A 16,054-nucleotide genomic window follows, 5' to 3' on the forward strand; every position below is an offset into this window, starting at 1 on the left:
GGATAAAAAGCGGAAAAAAGCGTTAAAAAAAATCAGCCTGCGTAAGGGAGATTACGCAGGCTAAGGAGGTGGTTCCTGGTACAGCTAGCATTTATGGGTTATGTTTTTCAGCGAGATGGATAATACCCATAACCACCGGGGAGGTATGTGATCCGATTCTAAGATTTTTCCAGCCGTAAAAATAACCCGCCTAAATTACTTCGCGTGAGGATTGCGCGTTGACTGCCCGGTGAAATTGCGCATCAGAAGCGCATATTCCAGCGCCATATCCTGCGGAACCGGCAACCAGACAGTATAACCATCGCCAGGTGCAACCGGCATCGCTTCGCCTTTGGCGTTTTCCATCTGCTCAAGCGTAAAGTTGACGTTGCCCTGCGGCGTCATCAGCTCCAGGCTGTCACCGACCGAAAACTTATTTTTCACCGCGACGGCGGCGAGATTGCCTTTACGCTCGCCGGTGAATTCGCCGACAAACTGCTGGCGCTCAGAAACCGAGTAGCCATAGTCATAGTTCTGGTAATCATCATGCGTGTGGCGGCGCAGGAAACCTTCGGTGTAACCGCGATGCGCCAGCCCTTCCAGCGTTTCCAGCAGCGACGTGTCGAACGGTTTACCCGCGGCGGCATCGTCGATCGCTTTGCGGTAAACCTGCGCGGTACGGGCGCAGTAGTAGAACGATTTGGTGCGGCCTTCGATTTTCAGCGAGTGCACGCCCATCTGCGTCAGACGCTCAACGTGGGCAATCGCCCGCAGATCTTTCGAGTTCATGATGTAGGTGCCGTGCTCGTCTTCGAAGGCGGTCATGTACTCGCCCGGACGCTGCGCTTCCTCAATCATAAACACTTTGTCGGTCGGCGCGCCGACGCCAAGCGTAGGTTCGATGTTTTGCACCGGAATCGGTTCGTGAACATGTACGATATTGCCGATAGCGTCTTCTTTGCCTTCCTGAACGTTATATTCCCAGCGACAGGCGTTGGTGCAGGTGCCCTGGTTCGGATCGCGCTTGTTGATATAGCCTGAAAGCAGGCAACGGCCGGAATAAGCCATGCACAGTGCGCCGTGCACGAAGATTTCGATCTCCATCTCCGGCACCTGGCTGCGAATTTCAGCGATCTCTTCCAGTGACAGCTCGCGGGAGAGGATCACGCGCGTCAGCCCCATCTGTTGCCAGAATTTCACCGTTGCCCAGTTGACGGCGTTCGCCTGTACGGAGAGATGAATCGGCATCTGCGGGAAGTTTTCGCGCACCATCATGATAAGCCCCGGATCGGACATAATCAGCGCATCCGGCCCCATCTCCACCACCGGTTTCAGGTCGCGGATGAACGTTTTCAGCTTGGCATTGTGCGGCGCGATATTCACTACCACGTAGAATTTTTTGCCCTGCGCGTGGGCTTCATTGATGCCGATTTGCAGGTTTTCGTGGTTGAATTCGTTATTGCGCACGCGCAGCGAGTAGCGCGGCTGTCCAGCGTAAACGGCGTCCGCGCCGTAAGCGAAGGCGTAACGCATATTTTTCAGCGTTCCCGCCGGGGAGAGGAGTTCCGGTTTAAACATGATTTTCTCGTTCTGATGACAGGTCAGATCGCCTCAGCAGGTGAGGCGGCGGGGGAGTTCCCCTAAATTTAGGGCGGGAATTGTAGCGCTGCGCGTCGGGGGAGTAAACCTGCGCGTTAGTTCACGCGTGGTCGATGGCCATTTCCGCGTCGGTTATTTCCGCCTGGCCACTGAACGTAGCCAACGGCAGCATCAGTACGCCAATGTCGTATTTCCTCACCCCTCTCTTTGCTGCAACCTGCAGCGCCCGCCATATTACAGAGGATTACAGCATATTCACGGCCGGTTTATACTCGGCGGAGAGCCATGTCCGGGCGCTGTCGGGGCTGTGTCGTGTTGCTGTCGGGTGACGATCGTGTTGCTGTCCGCGTGATTGAGCGACACTGCAAGCCAGTTTCCTGTGGAGAGATATCATGAGCAATAAAGTGAAAGCGTTCCGTCTGGCCCGCGCCTGGTCACAGGAGCAGCTTGCAGAGATGGCTGCGTTGAGCGTCAGAACGGTACAGCGAATTGAAAGTGGCGATCAACCTTCGCTGGAGACGCTGAGTGCGTTAGCGGCGGTGTTTGGCGTCAGCGTCACTGAGTTATCCGGGCAGGCGGAGGCGGGGGAAGAGGCGCTGGATCAGCGCATCACTGCTGCGCGGGAAAAGGTCGATGCCGAAAGCCGCTTCTGGCGATCGCTTGTCACCGCAGTCATTGTCTGCGTGCTGCTCTATTTCCTTAATCGCAGTACCGCGCCCGATCCGCTGTGGTCACTGTGGGTAGCGGCAATTTGGGGCGGATTGCTGCTGGTGCGGGGATTGCGGCTCTTTGTCTTCGCTGAACCGATCGCCCGCTGGCGCAAACAGCGTTTACAGCGGCTGTTGCGTAAATAAATGCCGCCGGGCGTGAAGCCCGGCAGCGTTACGCCAGTTTGCAGGCGTCGGCTTCCCAGCGGTAGCCGACGCCGTAAACTGCGCGGATAAAGGATTGTTCCTCATCCAGCGCTTCCAGTTTGCGGCGCAGGTTTTTGATATGGCTATCGATGGTGCGGTCGGTGACCACGCGATAGTCATCATAAAGATGGTTGAGCAGTTGTTCGCGGGAGAAGACCTTGCCCGGCTCGCTGGAGAGGGTTTTCAGCAGACGGAATTCCGCCGGCGTGAGATCCAGCAGTTTGTTGTGCCAGCTTGCCTGGAAACGCCCTTCATCAACGATCAGCGGGCTTTCCGCATCCATCGCCTGCAATTCGCGCTGCGGCTTGCAGCGGCGCAGAATGGTTTTGACTCGCGCCACCACTTCGCGCGGGCTATAGGGTTTGCAGATGTAGTCGTCGGCGCCAATTTCCAGCCCCAGCAGACGATCGATCTCCTCGATTTTTGCCGTCACCATAATGACCGGCACATTGGAGAAGCGACGGATCTCCCGGCACAGGGTCAGGCCGTCGGTGCCGGGCAGCATCAGATCGAGCAGAATCAAATCCGGCGGCGTCTGGCGGACATATCCCAGCACCTGATCGCCGTGGTTAATCAGCGTCGGCGCGTAGCTGGCCGCCCGCAGATAATCGATCAGCAACTGTCCCAGCTTCGGTTCATCTTCCACGATCAGAATGCGTGGCGTGTTTTCATCAATGGGTAGCTCAGTCATACTTCTCTCGATTGTTCGCCTTCAAGCGGTAGTTCAACTGTAATGGTAACCCCGCCAAATGGCGAGTGCCCGGCGTGGATAGCGCCACCGTGGGCTTCCACAATATTCAAACAGATAGCCAGCCCCAGTCCGGAGCCGCCGCTGGCGCGGTTGCGCGATCCTTCCGTGCGGTAGAAACGCTCAAACAGGCGCGTCAGTTGCTCGTCGGAAACGCCAGGCGCGCTGTCGGCAAAACGCAGGATCAGTTTACCGTCGCGAGTGGTGGCCTGAATCTGCGTTTGTCCGCCGCCATCCGTATAGCGCAGGCTGTTTTCCAGCAGATTATTAAACAGCTGCATCAGGCGATCGGGATCGCCAAAGACTCTGCCACTGGTGGACTGCAAATCCAGCGACAAGTTCAGGTTTCGGCTGGCAAAACGTTCATGAAACGCGCCAGCGGCAATCTCCAGCAGCGTCACCACATCCACCGGTGTCCGCTGGTAGGCCAGCGCGCCCTCATCGGACATTGACAACTGATGCAAATCGTCCACCAGCTTGGTGAGCGTGCCGACCTCTGCCTGTAACGACAGCACTGACTCCGGCGTAAATTTGCGTACGCCGTCCTGAATCGCCTCCAGTTCGCCGCGCAGTACCGCCAGCGGCGTGCGCAGTTCGTGGGAGATATCAGCCATAAAATCGCGGCGCATTTGCTGGTTTTTCTCCAGCGTACTGGCCAGCAGGTTAAAGTCGCGCGCCAGCCTGCCCAGTTCATCCTGGCTGCCTGTCGTGACGCGTGTCGAGAAATCGCCGGAGGCCAGTTTATGTGTCCCCTCGACCAACCGTTTCACCGGTGCCAGCAGGCCGCGCGCCAGCGGGAAGGTTGCCAGCGCCGCCAGCAGCGTGGCGAGGCCGACAATCAGCCAACTGGTGCGACGCTGTTGACGGGCAAAATTGATGTCGGTATTGCGCGTTAACCGCTCAACCGGGGAGGCAATCACCCAGCCCACCGTTTTCTGGTTCACCACAATCGCCCGGCGGTTGCCTTCGTCTGGCACCGTGCCGCGCGGGCCGACCAGCACAGTGTTGTTCTGATCGACAACCCAGAACTGCGTGCGCCAGCCGTGCGGCGGTGGCGGGCCGGGTGGCGGCGGTGGTGGCTCCTCGTTTTCCATTCCCCGTTCTGCTCCGCGGTTGTCGCCCATCGCACGATCCCGCTGCATACCGGGTTCTGGCCCACCGCCGCGATCATCTTCATGGTCGTTATCGCGTTCGAAAGATCGCAGGATCTCGAAAATCATCCGGTCGTTATTGCGCAGAAATTGCCAGTCGCCGTGCTGGGCGTACTGATCGGCCAGCGTGTCGCTCAACAGTTGCAGGCGCTGCTCGTTGCCGCGCTTGATATAGTCGATAAACCCGCGCTCGAAGCTGATTCGCACCGCCCAGTGCATAATGATCAGCAGTACGATGCAGGTGGTCAAAATGGCCAGAAAAAGTTTGGCCGTAATACCCGGCCGCCAGAATTTCATGATTCTCTCCTGTTGCGACGGGCAATCACGACGTTCTGGCTGGCGTCATTCGGGACGCGGGCGAAGATCAACGCCGGTAGTGAAATAATCACCGCCATACTGAGATAAGCGTAAAGGAAAACATGGTGCGCCACGCCGCTGTCCGCTGACAGATGCTGCTGGCCGAACAGGCCGAGCAACAAACCGGCGACGGTAACGCCGATACTCATCGACAACTGCATGATCATCGACAGTAAGCTGTTGCCGCCGCTGGCCAGTTCATCGGGTAGATCTTTCAGCGTCAGGGTGTTCATCGAAGAGAAGCGCATCGAGTTGATCATCCCCTGGCAGAACAGCACCACCGGCAGCAGATAGTACCAACCGAGCAGGGCGGTGGTCATAAACAGCAGGCTCACCAGCGCCAGCCCAAGGGTGGAACAGACCAGCGCGCGGCGATAACCAAAACGGTTAACCAGCTGCACGACAATCCGCTTCATGCCCATACTGCCCAGCACCATCGGGATCATCATCAGCCCGGCGTGGAACGGTGAAAAGCCAAGGCCAATCTGCAAAAACACCGGCGTCATAAACGGCAGCATGCCGCTGCCGATACGCCCGGCAAAGCTGCCGGCCAGCCCCAGTGAAAACGAAGGCGTGCGGAACAGCCGCAGGTTAAACAGCGCGCCGTCGTTGCCTCTGGCGTGCAGCAGATAAAACAGCGTCGTCGCTGCGCCCACCGCCACCAACGCGCCAAGCTGGAGAGTTGAAAGCCCCAGCCCGCGGCTGCCGTCGAGCGCCAGCGTCAGCGTCGCCATGCCGCAGGCCAGCAACGCAAAACCCGCCATATCGAAACGACGGGTTTGCAGCTTATAGTTCGGCATCAGGCTCAAGGTGGCGAGCGCGCCGATAATCCCGACCGGCAGGTTAATCAGGAAGATCCAGTGCCATGAAGCATACTCCACCAGAATCCCGCCGAGCGCCGGGCCGACCAGCGGGCCGATTTGCCCCGGCAGGGTGACGAAGGTCATTGCGGCCATATACTGGTCGCGCGGGACGATTTTCATCACCGTCAGCCTGCCTACCGGCACCATCATCGCTCCGCCGATACCCTGTAAAACCCGCGCCATCACCAGTTGATCAAGGGTTGAGGACTGCGCGCAAAACAGCGAGCCGGTGGTGAACAGCACAATGGCGACGAAAAAGATATTGCGCACGCCGACCCGATCCGCCAGCCAGCCGCTGGCTGGCAGCATCACCGCCACGGTCAAAACATAGGAGACCACCACCATGTGCATATGCAGCGGGCTCTCCCCCAGGCTTCGCGCCATCGAGGGGAGGGCGGTATTCACAATAGTGGTATCCAGCGACTGCATAAAAAAGCCAAAGGCGACAATCCATAGTTGCCAGCGGATGTTCTTGGGGAGTTCATTCATTCACTAACAGGCTCTCTCTCTTTCTGGCTAAAACGCATACGCAGACGGTCAAAGAAGAGATAGACCACCGGCGTTGTATACAGGGTAAGAAGCTGGCTCATCACCAGACCACCGACAATGGTGATCCCCAGCGGCTGGCGCAGTTCGGAACCGTCGCCGCCGGAAATGACCAGCGGCAGCGCGCCAAACAGCGCCGCCAGGGTGGTCATCATGATCGGACGAAAACGCAGCAAACAGGCCTGGAAGATGGCCTCTTCTGCGCTCAGGTTCCCCTTGCGCTGGGCTTCGAGGGCGAAGTCGACCATCATTATGGCATTCTTCTTCACTATCCCGATTAGCAACATGATGCCAATCAGTGCGATCAGGCTAAACGGCGCGCCAAACAGCTCCAGCGCCAGCAGTGCGCCGACGCCCGCCGAGGGCAGCGTGGAGAGAATGGTCAGCGGGTGGACGTAGCTCTCGTAGAGGATCCCCAGCACGATATAGACCGTGGCAATCGCTGCCAGGATCAGGATCACCTGTGAATTCATCGTCTCCTGGAAGACCTGCGCTGTACCGGCGAAGCTGCCGCGTACGCTCGAAGGAACGCCAAGTTGCGTCATCGCACGATCGATAGCGTCGCTGGCTTCCGACAGCGACGTGCCTGTCGGCAGGTTAAAGGCGATGGTCGATGCCGCCGACAGCCCCTGATGGTTCACCGACAGCGGCGCATTCGCTGGTTGCCAGTGGGCAAAGTAAGAGAGCGGAATCGACTGGCCTTCGTTGTTGATCACATACATCTTGTCCAGCGCACTCACGTCCTGGGTATAGCGGGGATCCACTTCCATCACCACTTTGTACTGGTTAAGCGGTTGGTAAATAGTGGAGATCTGCCGCTGACCGAAGGCGTTATTCAGCAGGCTGTTGGCCGCTTCAACGCTGATGCCCAACCGCGACATCGTTTCGCGATCGTAAACCAGATTCATCTCCGCGCCGTTGTCCTGCTGGTCCGAGTTAACGTCTGCCAGTTGCGGCAGCGCCGCCAGCGCTTTACGGATCTTCGGCTCCCACTCGCGCAGGGCGCTGAGATCGTCCGACAGCAGGGCAAACTGGTAGCTGGCATTGGCCTGCCGTCCGCCGACGCGAATATCCTGTACGGCCATCAAAAACAGGCTTGCGCCAGGCTCTTTCGCCAGTTTAATGCGCAACCGGTCAATCACCTGCTGCGCCGTTTCATTACGAATATGTCGGGATTTGAGGGTGATAAACATCATGCCGCTGTTCACGCGTGAGCCGCCGGTAAAACCGGTGACATTATCCACTGCCGGGTCGTCACGGATGATTTTCATAAAATCCTGCAGCTTACCGCGCATCGCCTGAAAAGAGATGCTCTGATCCGCCTGAATGCCGCCCATCAGCACGCCGGTGTCCTGCTCCGGGAAGAAGGTTTTCGGAATCGAGATATAGAGCCAGATATTCAACGCGATGGTGCCAAGCAGCACCAGACCCACCAGCAGGGCGTGGTTCAGCACCCATTTCAACGAGCGGGCGTACTGCTGCTGAAGCGCAATCAGCAAACGGCCAACGCCTCTTTCCCGCGTGCGTTCGCGCGGTTTATGGCGCTTCAGCAGCCAGCCGCACATCATCGGCGTCAGCGTCAGCGAGATAACCAGCGAGATGCCAATCGCCACCGACAGCGTGACGGCAAACTCGCGCAATAGCCTGCCCGGCAGACCGGCCATCAGCAGCAGCGGAAGGAATACCGCTACCAGCGACAGGCTCATTGACAGCACGGTAAAACCAACTTCCCGCGTCCCTTGTAACGCCGCCTGCAACGGTTTCACGCCCGCTTCAAGATGGCGGGAGATGTTTTCCAGCACCACAATGGCATCATCGACGACAAAGCCAGTAGCGATGGTCAGCGCCATCAGCGACAGGTTATTCAGGCTAAAACCGCACAGGTACATAGCGGCAAAGGTGCCGATCAGCGAAACCGGTACGGCGACCGCCGGGATAAGCGTCGCGCGACCGGAGCGCAAAAACAGAAACACCACCAGGATCACCAGCGCCACCGAGATCACCAGCGTCTGCTCCACTTCCGCCAGCGAGGCGCGAATGGTCGGCGAGCGATCCTGGGCGATTTGCAGATCGATGGCGGCAGGAATGGTTTTCTGTAATTCCGGCAGGCGCGCGCGGATGCTGTCTACCGTCTGAATAATATTGGCTTCCGGCAGCTTGCGGATCATCAGCAAAATCGCCGGCTTTGCGTTGGTCATCCCGGCATTGCGCACATCCTGCACCGAGTCGCTGACCGTGGCGACATCGCTTAAACGTACTGCCGCGCCGTTGTTGTAATGAATGATCAACGGCTGGTATTCGGCCGCCGTTTTCAGCTCATCATTCGTTTGTATTTGCCAGCGTTGAGCGCCGTCATCCACTGCGCCCTGCGGGCGACGGACGTTGGCACTGCTGATGGCGGTACGCACGGCATCGAGTGACACGCCCTGATTAAACAGCGCCTGCGGGTTGAGATCGACGCGCACCGCGGGCAGTGAACTTCCGCCGACATCCACATCGCCGACGCCATCGATCTGCGAGATGGTTTGTGCCAGTTGCGTCGAGGCAAAATCGTATAACTGGCCCTGCGAATAGGTATCTGAGGTCAGCGTCAGGATCATGATCGGCGCGTCAGACGGGTTCGCTTTGCGGTAGGTCGGACGGCTTGGCATACCGCTTGGCAGCAGGCTTTGCGCCGCGTTGATCGCCGCCTGCACATCGCGCGCTGCGCCGTTGATATTGCGGTCAAAATTAAACTCTAAAATGATGCGCGTACTGCCCAGCGAGCTGGAGGAGGTCATTTCACTGACCCCGGCAATCCGCCCCAGCGAGCGCTCCAGCGGTGTAGCGACCGACGACGCCATCGTCTCCGGCGAAGCGCCAGGCAGCGAGGCGCTGACCATGATCACCGGAAAATCGACCTGCGGCAGCGGAGCTACCGGCAACAGCCGGAAGCCGAGTATGCCGCACAGCGTTATCGCCAGCGAAATCAAAATCGTCGCCACCGGGCGGTAAATGAAGAGGGCGAAAAACTTCACTTACGCCTCCTCTTCACGGCGCGGGAAGCGCTGTTTTACGGCCAGTGACAGGCGGTCGAACAGCAGATAAATCACCGGCGTGGTAAACAGCGTCAGCACCTGACTAACCAGCAGACCGCCCACCATGCCGATACCCAGCGGGCGGCGCAGTTCTGCGCCCACGCCGGTGCTGAGCATCAACGGCAGCGCTCCGAGCAGAGCCGCCAGCGTGGTCATCAGGATCGGGCGAAAACGCAGCAGGCAGGCCTGGAAAATCGCGTCGCGCGGCGCCATCCCCTCTTCGCGTTCGGCGGCGAGGGCGAAGTCGATCATCATGATGGCGTTTTTCTTGACGATACCAATCAGCAGAATGATGCCGATAATGGCGATCACATCCAGCTCACTGCCGGAAATCATCAGCGCCAGCAGCGCGCCAACGCCCGCCGTCGGCAGCGTCGAGAGAATGGTGACCGGGTGAATAAAACTCTCATACAGCACGCCGAGCACGATATACATTGCCGCCACCGCTGCGACGATCAGCCAGACCGTGCTACCAAGCGCAGACTGGAACGCCAGCGTGCTGCCCTGGAACTGGGTGCGGATATCGGTCGGGAAATTGAGGGTTTTTTCGCTGTCGGCGATCGCCTGAACCGCATCGCCCAGCGAATAGCCGCTCGCCACGTTAAAAGAGATAGTGGTGGAGGGGAATTGATCGAGGTGGTTAATACTCAGCGGCGCAAAGCGTTGTTCCACTTTGGCAATTGAGGACAACGGCACCACGCCGCCGCTACTGCTCGCCAGGCGGATATTCTCCAGCGCCGCCAGCCCCGGCGTTTGCGTGGTGTCGTGTTCCAGCACCACACGATACTGGTTTGACTGGGTATAGATGGTGGAGATCAGCCGCTGACCGAAGGCGTTATACAGCGCGTTATCAACATCCGACATGGTGATACCAAGACGGCTGGCGGTGCTGCGGTCAACGTTGACCCAGGCCACCAACCCTTTGTCCTGCCAGTCGCTGCTGACATCAGCAAGCTGCGGCAGCGCTTCCAGTTTAGCAATCAGCTGCGGCACCCAGGTGCTCAGCGCGTCCAGCGAGTTTGCCTGCAAGGTAAACTGGTACTGGGTGCGGCTGACCGTGGTGTCGATGGTCAGATCCTGCGTCGGTTGCAGATAGAGCGCCACGCCGGGCACTTTTGCCGCCGCCTGTTGCAGGCGCGCGCTCACTGTCTGTACACGATCGTCGCGCTCATCCAGCGGCTTAAGGTTGATTTGCAGACGGGCGCTGTTCAGAGACGGGTTAGTACCATCGACGCCAACAAACGAAGTCAGACTTTCAACCGCTGGATCCTGCAGGATAACGTCGGCAACCTGCCGCTGACGCTGCGCCATGCTGGCAAACGACGCCGACTGCGGTGCCTGGAGCGTGCCCTGAATGATGCCGTTGTCCTGTACCGGGAAGAAGCCCTTCGGGATGAAAACCCACAGCGCCACCGACAGCAGCAGCGTGCCTATCGCCACGCTGAGCGTCAGCCACGGGTGATTAAGCACTTTTGCCAGCAGATGGCCGTAACCGGCAATCACTCGCTCAAAAAAACGCTCCGAGGCGCGGGAAAAACGGTTCTGCTTGCGCAGGGATTCTGCACTCAGCATGCGTGCGCACATCATCGGCGTCAGCGTCAGTGAAACGATAGCCGAGATCAGAATGGCCACCGCCAGCGTGACGGCGAACTCGCGGAACAGGCGCCCGACAATATCGCCCATAAACAGCAGCGGGATCAGCACGGCAATCAGCGAGAAGGTGAGGGAGATAATGGTAAAGCCGATCTCGCCTGCGCCTTTCAGCGCCGCCGCCAGCGGTTTTTCCCCTTTTTCGATGTAGCGCGAAATGTTCTCAATCACCACAATCGCGTCATCCACCACAAAGCCGGTGGCGATGGTCAGCGCCATCAGCGTCAGGTTATTGATAGAGAAATCGAGAAACACCATCACCGCAAAGGTGCCGATAAGCGACAGCGGCACGGCCACGCCAGGGATGATGGTGGCCGGAATATTGCGCAGAAACAGATAGATAATCATCACCACCAGCGCAATGGCCAGCATCAGTTCGAACTGGGTATCACTGACTGAAGCGCGGATGTTGTTGGTGCGATCGGAGAGTACTTTCACCGTGACCGATTTCGGCAGGCTCTCCGTTAACTGCGGCAGCAGAGCACGAATGCTGTCGGCGGTATTAATGATGTTGGCACCCGGCTGACGCTGGACGTTCATCACAATAGCCTGTTGCTTATTCGCCCATGCACCAAGCCAGCTATTTTCCGCGCCCTGTTCCACGGTTGCCACATCGCCCAGGCGAATGGGCGCACCGTTCTGGTAAGCGACAATCAACTGGCGGTACTCTTCGGCGGATTGCATTTGATCGTTGGCGGAGAGCGTGACGGCGCGTGTTGGGCCATCGAGGCTCCCTTTTGCCGAGTTAACGTTGGCATTGTCGATGGCGGTGCGAATGGTTTCGCTGGTCAACCCCAGCGCGGCGATGGCCTGCGCGTTAAGTTTGACGCGCACTGCCGGGCGCTGGCCGCCGGAAAGCGTGACCAGACCGACGCCGGAAACTTGCGAAATTTTCTGCGCGACGCGCGTTTCGACCATATCTTCCACCTGCGTCATCGGCATGGCGGAAGAGGTGACTGCCAGCGTCATGATCGGCGGATCGGCCGGGTTAACTTTGCTGTAAACCGGCGGGTTAGGCAGATCGGAAGGGAGCAAGCTGTTGGCCGCGTTCATTGCCGCCTGCACTTCCTGCTCGGCAACATCCAGCGGTAGCGTGAGCTGGAACTGCAACGTCACCACCGATGCGCCACCGGAGCTTTGCGACGACATCTGTTTTAAGCCCGACATCTGGCCAAATTGCCGTTCGAGCGGCGCGGTAATTGCCGACGTCACCACATCCGGGCTGGCGCCGGGGTAAAGGGTGACAACCTGAATAGTGGGATAATCCACTTCCGGCAGCGCCGAGACGGGGAGAAAACGGTAGCCGATGACCCCGGCAAGCAGAATCGCCACCATCAATAAGGTGGTGGCGACCGGGCGTAAGATAAACAGACGGGAAGGGCCACCCGTCCGGCCTGGCGGTAGCAACTGCATCAGGAGTGCGCTCCTTTCGCCGGATGCTCACGTTTTGTGGGCATCTGCTGGGCGCTTTGCGCATCCACCACTTCCACTTTGGCCCCTTCAGTCAGACGGTCGATACCGTCCGTCACTACGCGATCGCCCGCCGACAGCCCGGCGGCAATCACCACTTTCTGGCTGTCCTGAATACCTGGCGTAACGATATGTTTGCTGACCTGGTTATTCTCATTCACCACCCAAACAAAGTTGCCTTCATTACCCATTTGCAGCGCGGCGGCAGGGATCACGACGGCATCTTGCTGCGTAGCGACCAGCATGCGCGCGTTGACGAACTGGTTGGGGAACAGAGCGTCGTCCTGGTTATTAAAGCGTGCTTTCAGTTTGATGGTGCCAGTGGTGGCATCGATCTGGTTATCAAGACTAAGCAGCGAACCGCTGCTCAGTTTCTGTTTGTTCGTGCGATCCCAGGCTTCCACCACCAGCGGTTGGCCAGCTTTTTGCGCCTGCACCACGGTGGCGATGTCGCTTTCCGGCAGGGTAAAGACGAGGTCAATCGGGTGGGTTTGCGTCAGCACCACAATGCCGGTGGTGTCGCTGCTGCTGATCTGGTTACCAATATCCACCTGTTTTAAGCCAACACGCCCGGAGATGGGCGCGGTGATGCGGCTCCAGTCCAGCTGCAACTGGGCGCTGGCGACCGAAGCTTCATCGGCTTTGACGGTGCCTTCGGATTCGGTTACCAGCGCCTGCTGGGTATCGAGATCCTGGCGGGAGACGAGACTGGTTTTCACCAGTTGCTGGTAGCGGGCCAGGTCGCGGCGTGCATTCGCCAGCGTGGCTTTATCTTTTGCCAGTTGCCCCTGCGCCTGCGCCAGTGCCACTTTAAATTCGCTGGGGTCGATTTCAGCCAGCAGATCGCCGGCATTAACCTGTTGCCCTTCCTGGAAGTGGAGAGCCATCAATTGGCCGGAAACGCGGCTGCGAACGGTCACGGTATTGGTTGCCGTAATCGTACCAAGACCAGAGAGATAACGCGGAACGGATTCGCGGGTCGCTGTGGCAGCCTGTACCGGCGGTAGTGCGCCGCCGCGCATGCCGTGGCGACCACCGCCAGCCTGACGCTGCATGTGCCCTGTGGCGGAAGAAGAAGGTGTAGCCTCTTGATGGCTAAAGTGGTACCACGCGGCACCTGCCGCTGCGATAACCACAACCGCAACAAGTGTGCGGCGAAAAGTGAAACTGCGTTTCATCGTTATATGTATCTCGTCCTGAAAGGCCATGACCAAAATAATACTAGTTTAGTGAGGCCCTAACGCAGAAAAATGGAGGAAATATGAAACACTGTTTAGAAACGTCGAGCGGGGAGGGAAATTTGTGTTAGGGATGATATGGAGAAGAAAATCATGCCGGATGGCGATCATCCGGCAAAATATTAGCGAAACAGAACCTGCGCCCAGCGGGCAAGCCCGGCGGTGACAGAGCCAAAATCATCGCCGCCCGCGATCGGGATCCCCGGCAGCGTTTCCGCCAGCGCTTTCTTGATGATGGGCGAACGGGCGCTCCCGCCGGTCAGGTAGATCACTTCCGGCGTTTCGTTGCTGTTTTCCAGCGCCAGTTGTACCTGCTCAATAATGCGCTGTAACGGCTGATTGAGCGCCGCTTCCAGGCCCTCCTGGGTGATGGCGGTGGCAAGATCGTCGCTGATAAACGGCAGCGGCGCGGTGACATGCGCTTCTTCCGAGAGGGCAATTTTGCTCTCTTCGGCGCTGCGCACCAGCCGGTAGCTCAGACGCTGCCGCCACACTTTTAGCAGCAGGGCCACTTTTTCCGCATCACGGGCGTCGCGCAGCAGATCGTTGAGCAGACGGCCATTGGCTGCGCTGTAAAATTCGGTTTGCGCCGGCACATCGTTGATCGCCACCGCGTTCCACCACGGCAGAATCGGCAGGGCGATACCTTTTTCCGTCTGGCCGCCCATACCAAGCAGAGGCATCAAGCTTTTAAACGCCAGCGCGATATCCAGATCGTTACCGCCAACGCGGCAGCCGCTGTGGCCGAGCAGGCTGGCTGCGCGATCCTGTCTGGAGCGCCACTGTGGGCCCATCAGCAGAATGGAGCAGTCTGTTGTTCCGCCGCCAATATCCACCACCAGCACGCGCTTCTCTTCGCTTAGCGTGGCTTCAAAATCGAGCCCTGCCGCTACCGGCTCATACTGGAATACCACATCGCGGAAACCGGCGCGTTTTGCCGCACGCTCAAGGATCCCCTGTGCCTGGGTGTTGGCCTCATCGCCGCCGAGCCCCTGGAAGTTGATTGGTCGGCCAATGACCGCCTGGTTGATGCTTTCCGGTAGTTGCGTTTCGGCCTGCTGACGAATGTGCAGCATCATGGCGCACACCAGATCTTCGAACAGGGCGATCTGCTGCGGTTTCAGGCCGCTGGCACCGAGGAAGGATTTCGGCGATTTAACGAAGTAAACCTCTTCCGGATCGCTCACATACTGACGCAGCGAGGCGAGGCCAAATTGCACGCTGGCGGCGCTGACCTCAATATCTTCCTCACGGTTGAAGCTTACCGCCCGGCGCAGCAGCGCCTGGGTTTCGCTCCCCGTGGCCGGAACCTGATGGTGACGATAGAGCCATTCGCTGACGGCTTCGCGCGTTGGCGCGCAGAGCATTGATGGCAGCAGCGTACTGTTATTTTCCATGGTCAGCAGATGTGGCGCGCCATCGCGCATTACCGCAATCGAGCAGTTTGCTGTTCCGTAGTCAAATCCTACAAACACGTATTTATCCCCATGCCAGTGAAGAAGGGGGGCGACTTTAGCCGAATGCGGCGCGGGCGACAACCGGAATATGAAAGCAAGGCGGAAAATTCCGATGCCGTTTATGCTGTTAGCAGAAAACGAGGAGCAACTATGTACGAACTGCGTTGGCAGCCGCCCTATGACTGGGCCTGGATGTTGGGATTTTTAGGCGATCGCGCCGTGGCGGGCGTTGAGCAGATTGATGCAACAGGCTATGTGCGTTCCTTTGCCTCTGGCGAGCATCGCGGGCTGATTATTGCCGAACCGGATGAAGCGAGCGCGACACTGAAGGTGACGCTTAGCGAAGGTTTGCAGCCGATTGCAGAACTGTGTCTGCAACGGATGCGCTGTTTGTTTGATCTCGACTGCAATCCGCAGGAAGTGACCACAGCGCTGGGAACGCTGGGTGCCGCGCGTCCGGGGTTGCGCCTGCCGGGATGCGTTGATCCGTTTGAGCAGGGTGTGCGGGCGATTTTAGGCCAGTTAGTCAGTGTGGCCATGGCAGCAAAGCTGACGGCAAAGGTTGCGCAGCGTTATGGCGATGCGCTGGATGAGCGCGGTTTTCTCTGTTTTCCCACGCCGCAGCAGCTCTCTGCGGCGCAAGTTGGGGATTTACAAACGCTCGGCATGCCGCGCAAACGCGCTGAATCGCTGATATACCTCGCGCAGGCAGCCTGCGACGGTTTGCTGCCGCTGACAGCACCAGAGGATGTGGAGCAGGGGGTGAAAGCCTTGCAAACGTTTCCCGGTATCGGCCGCTGGACGGCCAGCTACTTTGCCCTGCGCGGCTGGCAGGCGAAAGATATTTTTCTCCCCGACGATTATCTGATCAAGCAGCGTTTTGCCGGGATGACGCCCGCACAGACGCGGCGCTACGCAGAACGCTGGCAGCCGTGGCGCTCCTATGCGCTGTTGCATATCTGGTATACGGCGGGGTGGGAGCCTGAAGTGTGATACCTGATGGTC

Annotated in this window: 10 protein-coding genes; 2 read left to right on the plus strand and 8 right to left on the minus strand. The window is 58.6% G+C overall.

All coding sequences use genetic code 11. The features are described from left to right. Nucleotides 1–195 precede the first annotated feature (195 nt). Nucleotides 196–1,557: a prephenate-dependent tRNA uridine(34) hydroxylase TrhP gene (gene trhP, locus AWR26_RS08855; RefSeq protein ID WP_007371231.1), complete on the minus strand. Its 1,362-nt coding sequence runs from the start codon at nt 1,555–1,557 to the stop codon at nt 196–198. Between the two features lie 413 nt (nt 1,558–1,970). Between trhP and AWR26_RS08860 the strand changes: the two genes are divergently transcribed. Then, nucleotides 1,971–2,432, plus strand: coding sequence for a helix-turn-helix domain-containing protein (locus tag AWR26_RS08860; RefSeq protein ID WP_064565066.1), 462 nt, complete (start codon nt 1,971–1,973; stop codon nt 2,430–2,432). A gap of 28 nt (nt 2,433–2,460) precedes the next feature. Here the strand turns inward: AWR26_RS08860 and baeR are convergent, their stop codons facing one another. From baeR to yegD, 7 genes are all read right to left on the minus strand, one after another. After that, nucleotides 2,461–3,183: an envelope stress response regulator BaeR gene (gene baeR, locus AWR26_RS08865; RefSeq protein ID WP_064565068.1), complete on the minus strand. Its 723-nt coding sequence runs from the start codon at nt 3,181–3,183 to the stop codon at nt 2,461–2,463. Then, nucleotides 3,180–4,688: an envelope stress sensor histidine kinase BaeS gene (gene baeS, locus AWR26_RS08870; RefSeq protein WP_064565070.1), complete on the minus strand. Its 1,509-nt coding sequence runs from the start codon at nt 4,686–4,688 to the stop codon at nt 3,180–3,182. Before baeS ends, baeR begins: the two co-directional genes overlap by 4 nt. Then, the gene (gene mdtD / locus AWR26_RS08875; RefSeq protein ID WP_064565072.1) at nt 4,685–6,100 is read right to left on the minus strand and encodes an MFS transporter; all 1,416 of its coding nucleotides are present in this window, start codon (nt 6,098–6,100) and stop codon (nt 4,685–4,687) included. The genes baeS and mdtD overlap by 4 nt, the downstream gene beginning before the upstream one ends. Then, nucleotides 6,097–9,174, minus strand: a complete 3,078-nt coding sequence (mdtC, locus tag AWR26_RS08880) for a multidrug efflux RND transporter permease subunit MdtC (protein ID WP_064565074.1) — start codon at nt 9,172–9,174, stop codon at nt 6,097–6,099. Before mdtC ends, mdtD begins: the two co-directional genes overlap by 4 nt. Next, nucleotides 9,175–12,297, minus strand: a complete 3,123-nt coding sequence (locus tag AWR26_RS08885) for an MdtB/MuxB family multidrug efflux RND transporter permease subunit (RefSeq protein ID WP_064565077.1) — start codon at nt 12,295–12,297, stop codon at nt 9,175–9,177. Continuing rightward, nucleotides 12,297–13,532, minus strand: coding sequence for an MdtA/MuxA family multidrug efflux RND transporter periplasmic adaptor subunit (locus AWR26_RS08890; RefSeq protein WP_064565079.1), 1,236 nt, complete (start codon nt 13,530–13,532; stop codon nt 12,297–12,299). Before AWR26_RS08890 ends, AWR26_RS08885 begins: the two co-directional genes overlap by 1 nt. Before the next feature lie 182 nt (nt 13,533–13,714). Then, complete coding sequence (gene yegD, locus AWR26_RS08895) at nt 13,715–15,067, minus strand: molecular chaperone (RefSeq protein WP_064565082.1); 1,353 nt, start codon at nt 15,065–15,067, stop codon at nt 13,715–13,717. Between the two features lie 132 nt (nt 15,068–15,199). Between yegD and alkA the strand changes: the two genes are divergently transcribed. Next, nucleotides 15,200–16,042 carry a DNA-3-methyladenine glycosylase 2 gene (alkA, locus tag AWR26_RS08900; protein WP_064565084.1) on the plus strand — a complete coding sequence of 281 codons (843 nt, stop codon included), beginning with the start codon at nt 15,200–15,202 and terminating at the stop codon, nt 16,040–16,042. Nucleotides 16,043–16,054 lie beyond the last annotated feature (12 nt).

The organism is Kosakonia oryzae, assembly GCF_001658025.2.
GTDB lineage: Bacteria > Pseudomonadota > Gammaproteobacteria > Enterobacterales > Enterobacteriaceae > Kosakonia > Kosakonia oryzae.